Annotated in this window: 14 protein-coding genes; 7 read left to right on the top strand and 7 right to left on the bottom strand. The window is 44.8% G+C overall.

Annotation, left to right across the window (positions count from 1 at the left end):
- Positions 1-56 precede the first annotated feature (56 nt).
- The 7 genes from PATL_RS07295 to PATL_RS07265 form a co-directional block, all read right to left on the bottom strand.
- A complete protein-coding gene (locus PATL_RS07295) occupies positions 57-1,070 on the bottom strand; it encodes a GGDEF domain-containing protein (RefSeq protein WP_011574263.1) in 1,014 nt (337 codons plus the stop codon).
- Positions 1,071-1,262: 192 nt separating this feature from the next.
- Entirely contained in the window at positions 1,263-2,444 is a 1,182-nt protein-coding gene (locus PATL_RS07290) for an MFS transporter (RefSeq protein ID WP_011574262.1), read from the bottom strand.
- A gap of 217 nt (positions 2,445-2,661) precedes the next feature.
- Positions 2,662-3,891 carry a 2-methylaconitate cis-trans isomerase PrpF gene (gene prpF, locus PATL_RS07285; RefSeq protein ID WP_011574261.1) on the bottom strand — a complete coding sequence of 410 codons (1,230 nt, stop codon included), beginning with the start codon at positions 3,889-3,891 and terminating at the stop codon, positions 2,662-2,664.
- Between the two features lie 9 nt (positions 3,892-3,900).
- Complete coding sequence (gene acnD / locus PATL_RS07280) at positions 3,901-6,507, bottom strand: Fe/S-dependent 2-methylisocitrate dehydratase AcnD (RefSeq protein WP_011574260.1); 2,607 nt, start codon at positions 6,505-6,507, stop codon at positions 3,901-3,903.
- 132 nt (positions 6,508-6,639) lie between these two features.
- Complete coding sequence (gene prpC, locus PATL_RS07275; RefSeq protein ID WP_011574259.1) at positions 6,640-7,764, bottom strand: bifunctional 2-methylcitrate synthase/citrate synthase; 1,125 nt, start codon at positions 7,762-7,764, stop codon at positions 6,640-6,642.
- A gap of 115 nt (positions 7,765-7,879) precedes the next feature.
- Positions 7,880-8,758 carry a methylisocitrate lyase gene (prpB, locus tag PATL_RS07270; protein ID WP_011574258.1) on the bottom strand — a complete coding sequence of 293 codons (879 nt, stop codon included), beginning with the start codon at positions 8,756-8,758 and terminating at the stop codon, positions 7,880-7,882.
- 104 nt (positions 8,759-8,862) lie between these two features.
- Entirely contained in the window at positions 8,863-9,531 is a 669-nt protein-coding gene (locus PATL_RS07265) for a GntR family transcriptional regulator (RefSeq protein ID WP_011574257.1), read from the bottom strand.
- A gap of 855 nt (positions 9,532-10,386) precedes the next feature.
- On the opposite strand from PATL_RS07265, the gene PATL_RS07260 reads away from it, so the two are divergent.
- The 7 genes from PATL_RS07260 (at position 10,387) to PATL_RS07230 (ending at position 15,944) form a co-directional block, all read left to right on the top strand.
- A complete protein-coding gene (locus PATL_RS07260; protein ID WP_011574256.1) occupies positions 10,387-11,367 on the top strand; it encodes a PIN domain-containing protein in 981 nt (326 codons plus the stop codon).
- A gap of 53 nt (positions 11,368-11,420) precedes the next feature.
- On the top strand, positions 11,421-12,167 hold the full coding sequence (locus PATL_RS07255; RefSeq protein WP_011574255.1) for a DUF5677 domain-containing protein: 747 nt from the start codon (positions 11,421-11,423) through the stop codon (positions 12,165-12,167).
- Positions 12,168-13,589: 1,422 nt separating this feature from the next.
- Positions 13,590-13,745, top strand: a complete 156-nt coding sequence (locus PATL_RS22885) for a hypothetical protein (protein ID WP_232283298.1) — start codon at positions 13,590-13,592, stop codon at positions 13,743-13,745.
- Between the two features lie 172 nt (positions 13,746-13,917).
- Entirely contained in the window at positions 13,918-14,232 is a 315-nt protein-coding gene (locus PATL_RS07245) for a helix-turn-helix domain-containing protein (protein ID WP_011574254.1), read from the top strand.
- A gap of 348 nt (positions 14,233-14,580) precedes the next feature.
- A complete protein-coding gene (locus tag PATL_RS07240) occupies positions 14,581-14,832 on the top strand; it encodes a hypothetical protein (RefSeq protein WP_011574253.1) in 252 nt (83 codons plus the stop codon).
- A gap of 118 nt (positions 14,833-14,950) precedes the next feature.
- On the top strand, positions 14,951-15,292 hold the full coding sequence (locus PATL_RS07235) for a hypothetical protein (RefSeq protein ID WP_041713489.1): 342 nt from the start codon (positions 14,951-14,953) through the stop codon (positions 15,290-15,292).
- 343 nt (positions 15,293-15,635) lie between these two features.
- A complete protein-coding gene (locus PATL_RS07230) occupies positions 15,636-15,944 on the top strand; it encodes a hypothetical protein (RefSeq protein ID WP_011574251.1) in 309 nt (102 codons plus the stop codon).
- Positions 15,945-16,024 lie beyond the last annotated feature (80 nt).

The following is a 16,024-nucleotide window of genomic DNA, read 5'->3' as shown; positions in this document are numbered from 1 at the left end:
TAACGTTGCAGTCAACCACGTAATGAGCCGCGTTATTGCGTACAAAAATGAGAGTACTATGAAGACCCGTCAGCAATGTCAGCATTAATGAAGCGCGCTCGGCCCTCATTTTTTGCCACATAAAGTGCTTTATCCGCTCGATCGATTAATTGCGTCTTCTGCGTGTCTTTATCTACATGCGTACTTATCAGACCAATGGAACAGCTTACAAAGTCTTGTCCCTGACCTTTACCGTGTTGAATTTTTCTTCTTGCCCACTCTCGCAGCACTTCAGCAGCCAGCGCCTCAGAAGCCAGTGCGTTAATGCCCAGTGATATGACAATAAACTCTTCACCGCCATAGCGCGCAACCGTGTCTGTTTCACGATTAAACACTTGCCTTAATATTTCTGCTTGAATTCTTATCACCTCGTCACCGCGCAAATGCCCATAGCCATCGTTAAAGTCTTTAAAATTATCAAGGTCAATCATAAACACACTGATAGATGTGCCTATACGATTAGAAACCGATAGCATCAGATCAAACTGTTGCTCTAAAGCGCCACGATTATATAGCCCAGTTAATTGATCTATTTGATTTAAGTGCACTAGCTTTTCGTTAAGATGCTGAAAGCGCCCAAAGGCACTTTCAATTTGCTTTACGCCAATCAAGCTGATCAATAAACCAAGGGAGACAAAGCCAAGATTCACCATACCAAAGCCTGCGTAAACAGGGTATGAGCCTACAATTAGAGCAAATCCGAATATAGTAAACGATACAAAAATAATTGAAAATTTGAATGATAATCGCATGATAAACATACAAAAAAGTCCATAAAGCAGAGTCCCCTCATAGGAAAATGAAAACTCTGCTATTTGCCAGCATTGTACAATCAGCCAATAGTTGGCATAGCACACTAGAAGAAGACTGATACACAGCACTAAGTGATAAATTCGATGGTAATTCGGTAGGAAAGTCAGAGCGAAAAAGATACACAATATTGGCAACTGCATGCCTAAACGAGAGACAAGGTAGACCTGTTTAACCGCTTCGGGGATAACGCTTAAATCCGCAATGATAAAACTCATCATCAACACTGTACCTAATGCAATAATTTGCCTCAGTTTGCTCAAGCTAAGTAATACAGTGTTATCTGGTATATGACTCGTAATTGTGGCTATTCCAATAAGTAAACCGGTCTATGAACTTTATAGTGCCCAAACGCGCAGATCAACGAAAAGGATAAATGGTGTTAGTGCATGGCGTTACTATAGTGAGGTCTACTATGAAATACCATGTAGACGTCTTAATTTGTAACCGAGTGCCAATATAACCAACAGCATTAACCAAGACCCTAACACAACACCACCCCAATGGCCGCCTTGCCAGAATAGGTTTAAATAGATGCCTCCAGAACTGGCACCAAGATAATAAAAAGTCAGATACAAAGAAGACGCACTAGCTTTGCCCGTTTTAGCATTTAAGCTTACCCAACTGCTTGCAGTGGAATGCGTTAAAAAGAAACCAAAGGCATTAATCAGTAACCCTAGAATAATCGCATACAAAGACGGAATTAACGTCACGGCTGAACCCAGCATAATTATCACTGTACCCGCCATCATGCATACAGGTTGCGAATAACGCTTGCCCAACTTACCTGAAATAGCCGATGCGTAAGTGCCAGATAAATAAGTTAAAAATAGCAATCCAATATACTGCGCCGATAAAGCATACGGGCTGTCTTTGAGCACAAACGTAACAAAGCTATATTGGTTCACAAAGACAAAAAAGCTTAGCCCGCCAATCAGGTAACTCAACAGTAAGCGTTTGTTGGCAAGATGTGCTCCCAGCTGATTTAGCATGGGTATAGGCCGCAGCGCTTTAGCAGTAAAGCGTTTTGAGGGCGGTAAAAGCCAAGCAAACACCAATGTCAGGCTCAAACTTAATAATGCCATTATTTCAAATGTGCCCGTTAAACCAAAGTTTTCCCCTAAAAATCCCCCGAGTAAGCGCCCACCGATGCCACCGAGTGAATTACCACTGATATAGATACCTACGGCTATCATCAAAGCATCAGCGTTAAATTCATCACTCATGTAGGCCACCGCGATAGCGGGTAAACCTGCTAAAAAGAAACCCTGCGCGGCACGTAAAATCAGCAAATTGTAATAATCACCAGCGAATGCCAAGCAAGTAGTAGTAACCGTAATACCCACCATGGTGAACAACATGATCCCTTTGCGCCCAACGGCATCAGAGAGCGGCCCATAAAATAATAGAGAGATCCCCAGAGTAAAGGTAGTAATAGTAAAACTGACACTTGATTGCAGCGCGGACACCCCAAACTGCTCAGCTATCATAGGCAATAATGGCTGGGTAACATACAAGTTAGCAAACACCATGAAGGAGCCTAAACACAGTGCTAGGGTGGCGCGCCAAAACGCGGCAGTATGGGGGGCGATCATCCTTGCAGCTTATCCTTAATTACGAGCTCAACTTAGATTGAAAAATAGAATTTCGATACGCTGTGAAAGCAACTGATATAAAAAAGCGACCTTAGCAAAGGCTAAGGTCGCTTTCCAATCGCTTATCTAAATGACGCCGATTAAGTCAGCTTAGCCGATACTGGCGATATTCGGCGCCAACCCCGACAAGTGACTTAAGCTGTGCTCGTTAAGCGAGTTAGAAGCTGTCTTTAGGGATACGCACCCAGCCTTCCATCAATACACGCGCACTGCGACTCATGGACGCTTTTATCACTGACCATTGGCCATCCACTTGCTCGGCAGCCGCGCCGACTTTTAGGGTGCCTGACGGATGACCGAAACGCACATCGCTGCGCTCGTTACCGCCCGCGGCTAAATTTACCAGTGTGCCTGGTATGGCTGCAGCTGTACCAATGGCCACGGCTGCCGTGCCCATCATGGCGTGATGCAATTTACCCATCGACATGGCCCGCACCAATACATCGATGTCATCACGTTCAATGGCCTTGCCACTGGATGACACATAAGGCGTTGGCGGCGCTACAAACGCGACTTTCGGCGTATGCTGGCGTGACGCAGCTTCACTAATATCCTTGATTAACCCCATTTGCACAGCACCTTGAGCGCGAATGGTTTCAAACTTGGTCAGTGCAGCGGGATCGCCGTTTATCACCTCTTGCAATTCTGTGCCTGTATAACCAATGTCTTCCGCGTTTACAAAAATCGTTGGAATACCTGCATTGATTAACGTGGCTTTAAGGTTGTTTACCCCAACAGCCGCCAGCTCAGGTGAATCCAAGGTATCCACAATATTACCTGTGGGGAACATGCCACTTGGGCCTTCGGCAGCCGCATCGCCGTCATCCGCTGGGTGCATAAATTCTATCAACACTTCAGCTGCAGGAAATGTCACACCGTCTAACTCAAAATCACCGGTTTCTTGTACTTCGCCATCGGTGATGGGCACATGGGCGATGATGGTTTTCTGGATATTTTGCTGCCAAATACGCACCTCGGCAATGCCGTTTTGCGGAATACGGCTGGCGCTCACCAAACCATTGCTGATGGCAAACGAGCCCACAGCAGCCGTTAAGTTACCGCAGTTACCGCTCCAATCGACAAAGGCTTTATCGATAGCCACTTGGCCGAACAGATAATTCACATCGTGGCAGGCTCGATCGCTTTTCGACAGGATCACCGTTTTGCTGGTACTCGACGTTGCGCCGCCCATACCGTCGGTTTGCTTAGCGTAAGGATCAGGGCTGCCAATCACCCGCAGTAAGAGGTTGTCCCTTGCAGGGCCAGGCTTTTGCGCCACCTCTGGTAAGTCATTCAGAGCGAAGAACACCCCTTTACTGGTGCCTCCGCGCATATATGTCGCAGGGATTTTGATTTGTGGCTGATGTGTTTTAGATTCAGTAGCCATGCCTACTCCTTACCCTACTGTCGCTTCAAGAAAGTCTTGCGCGAAGCGTTGTAGCACACCGCCCGCTTCATAGATGGACGATTCCTCTTGGGTATCAATACGGCACTTGACCGGCACACTCACCTGCTCACCGTTTTTGCGGGTAATGTTCAGGGTCATTTGTGCACCTGGCTTGCGCTCACCTACTACATCATAGGTTTCACTGCCATCTATCTGATACGTGTGACGGTTATCTCCCGGCATAAACTCCAGCGGTAATACGCCCATACCAATCAAGTTAGTACGGTGAATACGCTCAAAACCTTCGGCAACAATCACTTCAACACCCGCTAAACGTACACCTTTGGCTGCCCAGTCACGGGATGAACCCTGACCATAATCCGCACCCGCCACAATAATCAGTGGCTGCTTGCGCTGCATGTAGGTTTCAATCGCTTCCCACATACGCATTTCTGTACCCTGTGGCTCTAAACGCGTTAGCGAGCCTTGTTTGACCTTACTTTTCCCGTCAGCACCGACTTCACGCACCATTTCATTAAACAGTTTAGGATTTGCAAACGTTGCGCGCTGCGCGGTTAAGTGGTCGCCCCTGTGGGTCGCGTAAGAGTTAAAGTCTTCTTCGGGCAACCCCATTTTGTGCAAATAGGCACCTGCCGCGCTGTTTAATTGAATAGCGTTTGAAGGCGATAAGTGATCCGTAGTGATGTTGTCGCCCAACACCGCCAATGGACGTAAGCCCTTCATGGCACGCTCGCCGGCTAAGGCCCCTTCCCAATAAGGAGGACGACGAATATAAGTACTTTGTGGGCGCCAATCGTACTGAGGGTTGATGTGCGCGCCATACTCCACTTTTAAATCAAACATGGGCTCGTACACTTTGCGGAACTGCTCAGGTTTAACGCTAGCTTTGACGACCGCATCAATCTCTTGATCGGTAGGCCAAATATCTTTTAGCGTGACTGGATTACCGTTTTTATCATGGCCTAAAATATCCCTTTCGATATCAAAACGAATAGTACCGGCAATAGCATACGCCACGACTAAAGGGGGGGACGCCAAAAACGCTTGCTGCGCATAAGGGTGAATACGCCCATCAAAGTTACGGTTACCCGACAACACAGCCGTTGTGTATAGGTCGCGATCAGTAATTTCCTGTTGGATCACCGGGTCAAGCGCACCGCTCATGCCGTTACATGATGTACAAGCAAATGCCACCACGCCAAACCCGAGTTGTTCTAGCTCAGGCAATAATTTGGCGTCTTCTAAATACAGCTGCACCGCTTTTGAGCCAGGTGCCAAAGAGCTTTTTACCCAAGGCTTACGCGTTAAGCCAAGCTTGTTGGCATTGCGAGCAATTAAGCCAGCCGCCACCATGTTGCGCGGGTTACTGGTGTTGGTACAACTGGTTATCGCCGCAATAATAACAGCGCCATCGGGCATTTTGCCTTCTTCGTTTTCTATCACCCCACTGATACCACGTTCGGCCAATTCAGAGGTGGGAACGCGACTATGAGGATTCGACGGCCCAGCAATATTGCGCCCAATAGTCGATAAATCAAATGTCAGTACACGCTCGTACTCAGCAGTTTCAAGGCTATCAGCCCACAAACCAGTGTGTTTTGCGTAGGTTTCAACCAATTTCACCTGCTCGTCATCACGGCCGGTGAGAGTCAAATAATCAATGGTTTGACGGTCGATGTAGAACATGGCTGCGGTGGCGCCGTATTCTGGGGTCATGTTTGAAATGGTTGCGCGGTCACCCAAGGTCAGGTGCTTAGTGCCTTCGCCGTAAAACTCTAGATACGACGACACCACTTTTTCTTTACGTAAAAATTCGGTCAATGCCAACACCACATCGGTGGCGGTGATCCCCGCTTGCGGCCGGCCTGTCAATTCCACACCGATAATATCTGGTAGGCGCATATAAGAAGCTCGCCCAAGCATAACGCTTTCTGCTTCAAGGCCACCGACACCAATCGACATCACGCCAAGGGCATCGACCATGGGTGTGTGGCTGTCGGTGCCCACTAACGTATCCGGAAAGGCCACGCCATTTAGCTTTTGCACCACTGGCGACATACGCTCAAGGTTAATTTGATGCAAAATGCCGTTACCTGAGGGAATAACATCGACGTTTTTAAACGAGGTTTTGGTCCATTGAATAAAATGAAAGCGGTCTTCGTTGCGTCTGTCCTCTACCGCGCGATTTTTCTCAAACGCGTCTTTATCAAAACCACCGTATTCAACGGCCAATGAGTGATCCACCACCAACTGGGTGGGCACTACTGGATTCACTTTTGACGGGTCACCGCCTTTTTCAGCGATGGCATCGCGCAATCCCGCTAAGTCAACCAGCGCCGTTTGCCCAAGAATATCGTGGCACACCACGCGTGCTGGAAACCAAGGAAAGTCCAAGTCACGTTTACGATCAATCAACTGCTTAAGCGAGTCGGTGAGTTGTTCAGGGGCACAGCGTCTTACCAAATTTTCAGCGAGCACCCGTGAGGTATAAGGTAATTTGGCATAAGCGCCAGGGGTAATGGCATCCACGGCTGCTTGAGTATCAAAATAGTCAAGCTGGGTGCCTGGAAGAGGTTTACGGTAATCAGTATTCATAGCGGTCCTTAAATACGAGAGTAACAACGCGCCAGTCATAACCTGTTTGATAATGAGAAATGCAAATACTGGCGAAAAAATGTAAGCGATGAGGCACAAGCGAATGCATACACATTCGCCCTGCTCGCCCGCTTAGCGCTGACTAATAGGTGACACTTTACGCGGCTCTGGCCCAACGTAATCCGCGCTTGGGCGAATAATACGATTGTTGCTGCGCTGCTCCATCACGTGTGCAGCCCAACCAGTTAGGCGTGAACACACAAAAATAGGCGTGAACAATTTAGTCGGAATACCCATAAAGTGATACGCAGACGCATGGAAGAAATCCGCATTACAGAACAGTTTTTTGCTGTCCCACATGAACTCTTCACAGGCCACTGAAATGTCATACAAGGATGTATCGCCATTTTCTTGCGCCAGTTTTTCTGACCATCGTTTGATGATCACGTTACGCGGGTCAGACTCGCGGTAAATCGCATGGCCAAAGCCCATGATTTTTTCTTTACGCTCAAGCATGCCAGCCATTTGAACTTTGGCATCCGCAGGGGAGCTGAACTTTTGGATCATGTCCATGGCGGCTTCGTTCGCCCCTCCATGTAATGGACCGCGCAACGAACCAATCGCACCGGTCACACAAGAGAACATGTCAGACAGCGTCGACGCACACACACGCGCAGTAAAGGTAGAAGCATTAAATTCATGTTCTGCGTACAAAATAAGCGATACATCCATCACTTTACGGTGCTGCTCTGATGGTGTTTTACCGTGAAGTAACGCCAAGAAATGTCCGCCTAACGAGTCTTCATCTGTGGTGCAATCAATCTCAACGCCATCATGGGTGAAGCGATACCAGTAACACATGATGGCAGGAAACGCCGCCAACAAACGATTCGCCGCTTTATGTTGCTGGGAAAAATCAGTTTCTGGCTCAATGTTGCCTAGAAATGAGCACCCTGTGCGCATTACATCCATTGGGTGCGCGTCTTTTGGAATAAGTTTCAGCACCTCTTTAAGTGCTTGGGGTAAATCACGCTGGGTCAGCAAAGATGCTTTGTATTCATCGAGTTGGGCTTGATTAGGCAGTTCACCGTTAAACAGTAAATAGGCTACCTCTTCAAACGTCGCGTTGTCCGCTAAATCCGAAACGTCATAACCTGAGTACGTTAAACCAGAACCGGACTTACCCACTGTACATAACGCCGTTTCACCTGCACTTTGACCACGTAAACCCGCACCACTTAATTTTTTGTCAACCATGATTTGCTCCTAAATATGTATTCGTTAACGTTTATTTGACGTGCTCGTTAAAACGTTAATCACTTTGATTTTTTTGCGCCGTGAAACTTCGGTTTACGCGACGCTATTTATGCGCTTACTTGTTTTTGCCTTGGGCAAAAAGACTGTCGAGCTTTTGTTCGTAATCGTGATAATTCAGGTAATCGTAAAGCTCCATGCGTGTTTGCATGGTATCGACCACAGAGGTTTGATCCCCCTGCTCTAAAATCGCGTTGTACACGTTTTCGGCCGCTTTGTTCATGGCGCGAAATGCACTTAATGGGTAAAGCACCATCGCTGCGCCCCATTCACCTAGCACTTTTTTGTTCCATAATTCGGTTTGGCCAAACTCAGTAATATTCGCCAAAATCGGCACATCTAAGGCCTCGGCGAAGGCGCGGTAGTGCTCTTCTGTTTTAATCGCTTCTGCGAATATACCGTCGGCACCGGCAGCAACATATGCTTTAGCGCGGGCAATGGCGGCGTCTAAACCTTCTTGCGCGAACGAGTCAGTGCGGGCCATGATGAAAAAGTCAGGGTCGGTGCGCGCATCAACCGCCGCTTTGATCCGGTCAACCATTTCCTCTAATGGTACAATTTCCTTGTTCGGGCGATGACCACAGCGCTTTTGGGCCACTTGGTCTTCCATATGTACCGCAGCAGCACCCGCCTTTTCCATATCGCGAATGGTTTTGGCAATATTAAATGCACCGCCCCACCCCGTGTCGATATCCACTAACAGCGGTAAGTCACAGGCCGAGGTAATACGCTGCACGTCGACAATCACGTCGTTTAGTGACGTCATGCCTAGATCCGGTAACCCGTAAGAAGCATTCGCCACACCGCCACCTGATAAGTAAATGGCTTTGTGGCCAATTTTCTTGGCCATCATGGCGGAATACGCGTTGATCGCCCCAACGATTTGCAGCGGTTTATTATCGGCTAAGGCTTGGCGGAATTTTTGACCTGGGCTCATATGACTTGCTCCTTAGAGTAGTTATTATGTGATGTGATGAGGTGAACATTCACCCCAATGCAACAATTAAAGGGTTATTTGATGACAACAAAATGACGCCACAGCTAGACCGGCTGTGGCGCTAATTTGCGCTGAATATTATTTTTCGAATATAAAATATGGCGGCGCATCAGCATCTCTGCTAACTCGCCGTCCCGATTCGAGATCGCTTGTACAATATGTTTATGCTCATCAAACGCTGTGCTTACGCGAGGGCCAGACATGCCCAACTGCACGCGATACATGCGCACCAAATGATAAATACCGTTGACTAGCATGGTGATAAGGTGGTTGTTTTTACTGCCTAAAATGATTCGGTAGTGAAAGTCCACGTCCCCTGCCTCTTGATAATAAGAGCCGTGATTTTTTACGTCTTGGGAGTGCACATTAAGTAAAGCATTTAAGTCGGCGATTTCGTCATTGGTCATATTTTGTGCCGCTAAACGCGCGGCCATGCCTTCAAGGGACTCACGTACTTGATACAAGTCCACCAGCCCTTCGGGAGACAAAGACACTACCCGCGCCCCCACATTGGCTTTGCGCTCGACAATATGACACGCCTCTAAGCGGTTTATCGCTTCTCGGATAACGGCGCGGCTCACGCCGTACTTTGTCGACAACTCCGTTTCACTAAGCTTTGAACCCGCCAGCACCACACCTTCAACGATGTCTTTACGCAACTGGAAAAAGGTTTTATCAGCAGCAGTAATAGGTTGTTCGGTTAGGTTTTGCATGAATTTAGCGTGTTCTCTTGAGTGATGGCGCCCGATGAAGACGACAGTTTTTACTGAAAATAAAGTGCGTCAGCGACTTAGATAAAGTGCGTCAGCGATTTAATGTTGTCGACAATATAGCAGAGTAATTGGTTTTTTCAAGAGGGAAATGCGGGGATTGTCGACAATGCGCTCTTTTTTCAATCTGGCGGTTGTTTATGCGCTGTGCTTACCTTATGAGCTTCGCTCACGGAGCACAGCTTCGCTGCCTATGAGCTGCGCTCACTTATGTGCTGCGCACACGTCATCCATGCCATTTTTCAAACGAAATCCATTTCGTTCAACTAACTTTTCTTCAACAGCTAAGAAAAGTAAGCAAAAGAAGCCGATCTCCAACCAATTTTTTGATCCATATTTTTATTCGCCTTCAATGTCAGAGCGGCGAAAGGAAACATCCCTGTAAAGCACTTCGCCTTGTCCAGACGTCCATGTCTGGACACCTGACAAGCCGAAGAAAAATATGGAAAATTGGAGTCGTGAAAAAGCCAAAGCATACGCTTCGCGCACTAAAATTACGCTGCGCTGAACCATAAGAATTAGTGATAAAGAGCACTACTTAAGACTGCTTTTTTGTACAGGTTTCTCGCTATTTCCGGTAAACAGCGAGATCTTGGACGTTTTCCGTGTTTCTACAAAAGCGTGTTTAAAAAACGAAAAAAATTTAACCTGTACAACAAGTTACGGTGTATGCTAAAAACGACATATAGGGAAAGATAGGGAAAGGCGGAAAAATGCCGTGATTGCATCCGCGTATTAAATACGGAACTTTTCCGGCTATTAATATTGTTAAGCACCATGGAAAGGTAGGAGTACCACTTGAATCTATTCATTGACACTAACGTATTTCTTTCATTTTATCACCTTTCAAATGATGACTTAGAGGAGATACATAAGTTAGTTGTTTTACTTGATAAAGGAGACATAAAGCTATGGCTCCCGCATCAAGTGAAAGATGAGTTTCAACGTAATAGGGAAAATAAGATAGCTGACGCTTTAAAAAAGCTAAAAGAACAGCAAAAGAAACCTCAGTTTCCACAAATTTGTAAAGATTACCCTGAGTACGAAGAAATACGAGAACATCAGAAGCAGTATGAAAGGAAGCTATCTTCTCTTATTAAAAAAGTTACTGATGATATAGCGGAAAAAAGCTTAAAGGCTGATGAGAAAATATCTGAATTGTTTGAAAAGGCGTCACTGATAAATCCCAACGCTGAACTTATTATGAAGGCAAAGCTTAGAATGGACGTCGGTAACCCTCCTGGTAAGGATGGTTCTTTAGGTGATGCTATAAATTGGGAAAGCCTTCTGCTTCATATTCCGATGGGCGAAGACTTACATCTAGTCGCTGACGATAAGGATTATTATTCGGTATTAGATGAAAATGCTCTTAAAGACTTCCTTATTGATGAATGGGCTTCTAGCAACAAGTCAGATGTAAAATTCTACAGAAGGCTTTCTCAGTTCTTCAAAGAGCATTATCCGGATATCAAATTGGCTGCGGAACTTGAAAAAGAGCTAGCTATAAAAGAGCTGGTTAATAGCAGTAACTTTGCCTCAACTCACTCTGCAATTTCTAAGCTTCAAAAATATGCAGAATTCAATAAGTCTCAATCAAATGAGCTTGCTCAGGTAGGTCTTTCAAATAGCCAGATAAACTGGATTTTCTGTGATGATGATGTTTTTGCATTTTACAAATCGCTTATAGATAATCACGGTCACGATATTGACGATGAATTAGTAGAGAAACTTCAGGCTGAAATAACCCATTGTGAGGCTAATGGAGAGGATGATGCTTAACAAACGCATTAAATTGCTCGCAAGCTCGCTGGGGCGCTACACATAAGGTACGCATGAGCGACTACCAAAAAATATACACTAGATTTGTCGCTACTTTGGATAAGTGCAAAAGTACTTCGTCGGAAAAGGCCGGTGTTCCTTCACCAACCTCGTCACACTATTATTCTTCTCTCATTTTTACGAAGCTTTGTACAAGTGCTGTATCACTTCTGTCTATATGTCCACCGGCTAAAAAGATAGGGAAAAATGCTCACTGGGATTGTGCTTCTGCTGCAACTCTTACTAGGGCTATCGTTGAAGCCTATTTAGTCTTCTATTACATATGTATTGAAGAGTGTGAAGAGAAGGAATGGCAGGCGCGATGGAGGCTTCTAAATTTACATGATCATATGTCTAGGCTGAAAATGTTCAAAGTAATGCAAGATTCTGATGATCAAGTTAAGGAGTTCGAAGAGTATACGCCTACGGTTCGGTCTGATCTTGAAAAGACAGAGTTTTTTAAAGAGCTTTCTGAAAAGCAGAGAAGCCATTACCTAAAGGGAAATAATGCATTTTTTAAAAGCCAGGATGAGTTAATCGAGTCCGCTGGTGGAAGCGTTGCAGAATTCAGATTCAGGTATCGTTTTTTATCAAACCATGCTCATTCATATCCAATGGGGTTTTATCGTATGGCAGAGAGCGGTCGTGGTTCTGGCGTAGAGTCTAAATCTGAAATTGGATACACTGGTTTGTGTTTAGAATGGGCAACAGAGTGTATGGAAAAGGCTCATTCTGAATTCATATCTAAATGGGGTGGCTGACGTGCAAAGAAGCATGTGTAATAAAGCCAACCACAATCGTGCAATGCATAAAACCGCATTGCACTGGACCTCGCTGTCGCTTGGCCTGTGTTGGCGACGTTAGTTTTCAAGGAGAATTTGGAGAATGGAAAGTCTTATCGCTGAATTAAGAATTAACAAGATAAAGAATTAACAAGACACCCATGTTAATTCATGTCAAATACACACTTAAAACACCGGATTATTAGTGTGCAAAGCACATGCTTTGTCTTTTTCACGACTCCAATTTTCCATCTTTTTAATTGGCTTGTCAGATGTCTAGACAAGGGTGAGCCCGTGGCTTTTAGAAGCAACGCTCCTATCGGGTGAACGATTCGCCATGGATGGTGAAGCTGAGGATAGATACGAAGACACCCATGATAATTCATTTCGAATCGGTGCTATACGAAACTGCTTTTTTTAGCGGTGTAGCCGTTACTTTTTGCGACTTAGTCGCTGCCTTTTCTACCGACTCAAGTCACCCCGAGCATCGAAGGCTAACGCTGGTCAGGTTGCAGGGATGACGTATCAAATCCGTGAAAATAGATACGAAGACACCCATGTTAAAAATGTTCCTTATTAAATTATCGGTGAATCAATCACTGGCGGTTTTTAAAAGAAGGGTAAGACAAGTCGCCGCTTTGAGCGGGAAAGTTTGAGTCACGAAAAGGCAAAAGTAGATACAGAGACACCCATGATAATTCATTTCGAATCGGCGCTTTACGAAACTGTTTTTTTAGCGGTGTAGCCGTTACTTTTGGCGACTTAGTCGCTGCTTTTTCTATCAACTCAAGTCACCCCGATCATCGAAGGCTAACGCTGGTCAGGTTGCAGGGATGACGTATCAAATCCGTGAATTAACAATTAACAAGACACCCATGTTAATTCATGTCAAATACACACTTAAAACACCGGATTATTAGTGTGCAAAGCACATGCTTTGTCTTTGTCACGACTCCAATTTTCCATCTTTTAAATTGGCTTGTCAGATGTCTAGACAAGCGTGAGCCCGTGGCTTTTAGGAGCAACGCTCCTATCGGGTGAACGATTAGCCATGGATGGTGAAGCTGGGTGAGACACCAAGGATGGGTTTAAACACAGTTTTGAATTATAAGTTTTCGAAGAGCTTAGTCAGCGAAGTGTTTTGCAAGGATGTTACCTTTCGCCGTTCTGGCATTGAAGACAATTAAAAAATATGGATCAAAAAATTGGTTGGAGATCGGCTTCTTTTGCTTACTTTTCTTAGCGGTTGAAGAAAAGTAAGTTGGACGAAATGGATTTCGTTTGAAAAAAGGCATGGATGCCGTGTGTGCAGCACATTTCTCGTAAAAATGAATTAACAAGCGCTGTTAGAACTCATTTATATTCCTCCTTGCCTACTATACGCGAACTGCGTACACTTTAATGATGAAGTGTATATTCGTAGAATCAAAAATATTTGAGAAATATCGAGATGACTACCTCAGTGATGAAGAGTTTAGGCTGTTTCAAGCTGAACTAATGTCAAACCCTAAACAGGGTGATGTTATTCAAGGTACAGCTGGTTTGCGCAAGCTTTGAGTTGCAAGTAAAGGTAAAGGTAAAGGTAAGCGTGGTGGTTCACGTGTCATTTATTACTTTTTTGATCAGAAACGACGCTTCTATTTACTCACTATTTATGTGAAAGGTGAAATGTCAGATTTAACCCCAGATCAAAAGAATCAATTAAAGACTTTTATGGAGGTATGGCGCAATGAGCAATCGTGATTTATTTACAGAATTAAGCTCGGCTCTTGGTGAAGCAAAAGAGCATTCAGAGGGGAAGCTTACCCTTAAAACACATCAAGTTAATGACTTAAATGAACTTGATATTTCACCTAGTGAAATTGTACATATTCGAGAAAAATTGAATATGTCTCGCGGTGTATTTGCTAGCTTGCTTCATACATCTTCCCGTACTTTGGAGAACTGGGAGCAAGGACGCAGTGCTCCAAATGGGCAAGCAATTACTCTTTTGAAATTAGTACAACGTCATCCTGAAACTCTCACGCACATAGCAGAGCTATAATCGGATAACCGGAGGCTTCAAACCTCCTGCCTCGCAGTCGTTGGTGATGGGTGACGCTTAATCGCATTTATCATTTGCTCGGTACCTAGCGCGTAGGAAGGTCATTTCAAACTCAATAAACATTGCCGTACATACGTGATTACTCCCCGCCCATCTGCGTTCTTCTCATAAATGTAAGAGCTGTTCGACGCTTACTGGCCACACCTTACGTTTGAGAAAAAAACTCACCTTTACAGTTAATTCCTCGATATGTAACAATCTGATATGTAAGTTAAAGTTGTTACTTTGCAAGTTAGTTAAAAGCACCATTGATCATCTAACGGTTTAATTTTATAGGAGGTTTTTTATATGGAAGGTATTTTAGGTAGTTTCGGGCTCGTAGGGATCATGGTGTATGTAGCATTCATCATATTGTGGCTCTTGGTTCCCATATTTATTTTTGTAATTACGAGGCGAGTCAAAGAAATACGTGACGTGGCCCGGGATTCACAATTAGAAATCATGGAGCTCAATGCGAACATTAAATTTATTAAAGAAAAATACAGTGAGAAAAATGAACAACTAGTGCAGCCAACGGAGTCTGAGTCACAGAATTTATAACAAATCACTAATCACTATGGTGACAGACAAAAAATGGCTTAACCACCTCACCTGATAGGCAGGTATAATCGCTGGCTTTTACGCGATAGTGATATATCTGGCGGTTCAGGAGGATGTGGTGGCTTTATCAACAGACGGGATTTCTCATCAGATCGTTTCGTCTCTAATGACCTATCGTAAAGACAAATTTGGTACCGTTAACGATTGCAAAGTGGTGCTCAATCACCTCATCAGAAAGTTCAGTGAGCCGCTTGCAAAGGAGGGTTTACAGCAATTTTATCGCTCCAAAAATATCACTGAAGCAGAAGACCAAGCGCTGAATGCCCATGGTTATCAGCGCAACATGCCCCAAGAATACTTTGATGCAAACCATTCCCTACATAATGATGCTTGGGCTAGGTATAAGTCCGCCGGTATCTACAGCAACATAGCAAGAAGTAAGTTCCCAGACGTCCCATGATTTTGTAAGTTCCATTTGCCACCTTCTATCTACTTACCCTGGCTGCTGATATTAGCTACCTCACATAAACATACCTAATTTTAGCTTTATCAGTACCTAAATTTAACCACTTGCTAGGCAAGATTAATTGCAATCTACAATAGTCGCTTTGCTTCTATTGGGCTTGTTTTTGCTGACTATTTTAATGCTGATGACGACTCATAATATTGACTATCTCCCTCGATCAGATACACAGTGATCGCTTTGACCTCGCTTCGCCTCTAACGTAATTGACTATACTCATTCTTGCATGGCTCAGCAGAACACTTGAGCGGATTAACCTTACGACTAATTGGGGAAATATATGAAAATACTGTCTGTAGCGCTGCTAGCAACAATATCTTTAGTAACCTTAAACGGGTGTACGGATAAAGCGGTTTCATTACCCTACTTAATTCACTCAGACGATATTGTTATTGCGGCCAATGACAGAACGTCTGCCATTGAAATCGCCAAAATATTGCAACTGACGTCATTAGAGCCCGTTCAGCATGATGAGCTCGATTGCGAAAAAGGGCCTAGTCACATTGCCATCAAAAAGAAAGGATCGTTACAAGACGCCTTTGACGATCTGGTGGATGAAGGCTGGGACTGTGTGCTCATATTGGACTAGTAGATACTCCAATTTGTCAGCCTTGATGGATATTCATTAAGCCGGCAACTATTCATTTTTTTCAAAAGGACAAGGAGAAA

It is taken from the genome of Paraglaciecola sp. T6c (genome assembly GCF_000014225.1).
GTDB lineage: Bacteria > Pseudomonadota > Gammaproteobacteria > Enterobacterales > Alteromonadaceae > Paraglaciecola > Paraglaciecola atlantica_A.
The sequence above is the reverse complement of the archived record's forward strand: the minus strand, read 5'-3'. Positions and strand labels throughout refer to the sequence as shown.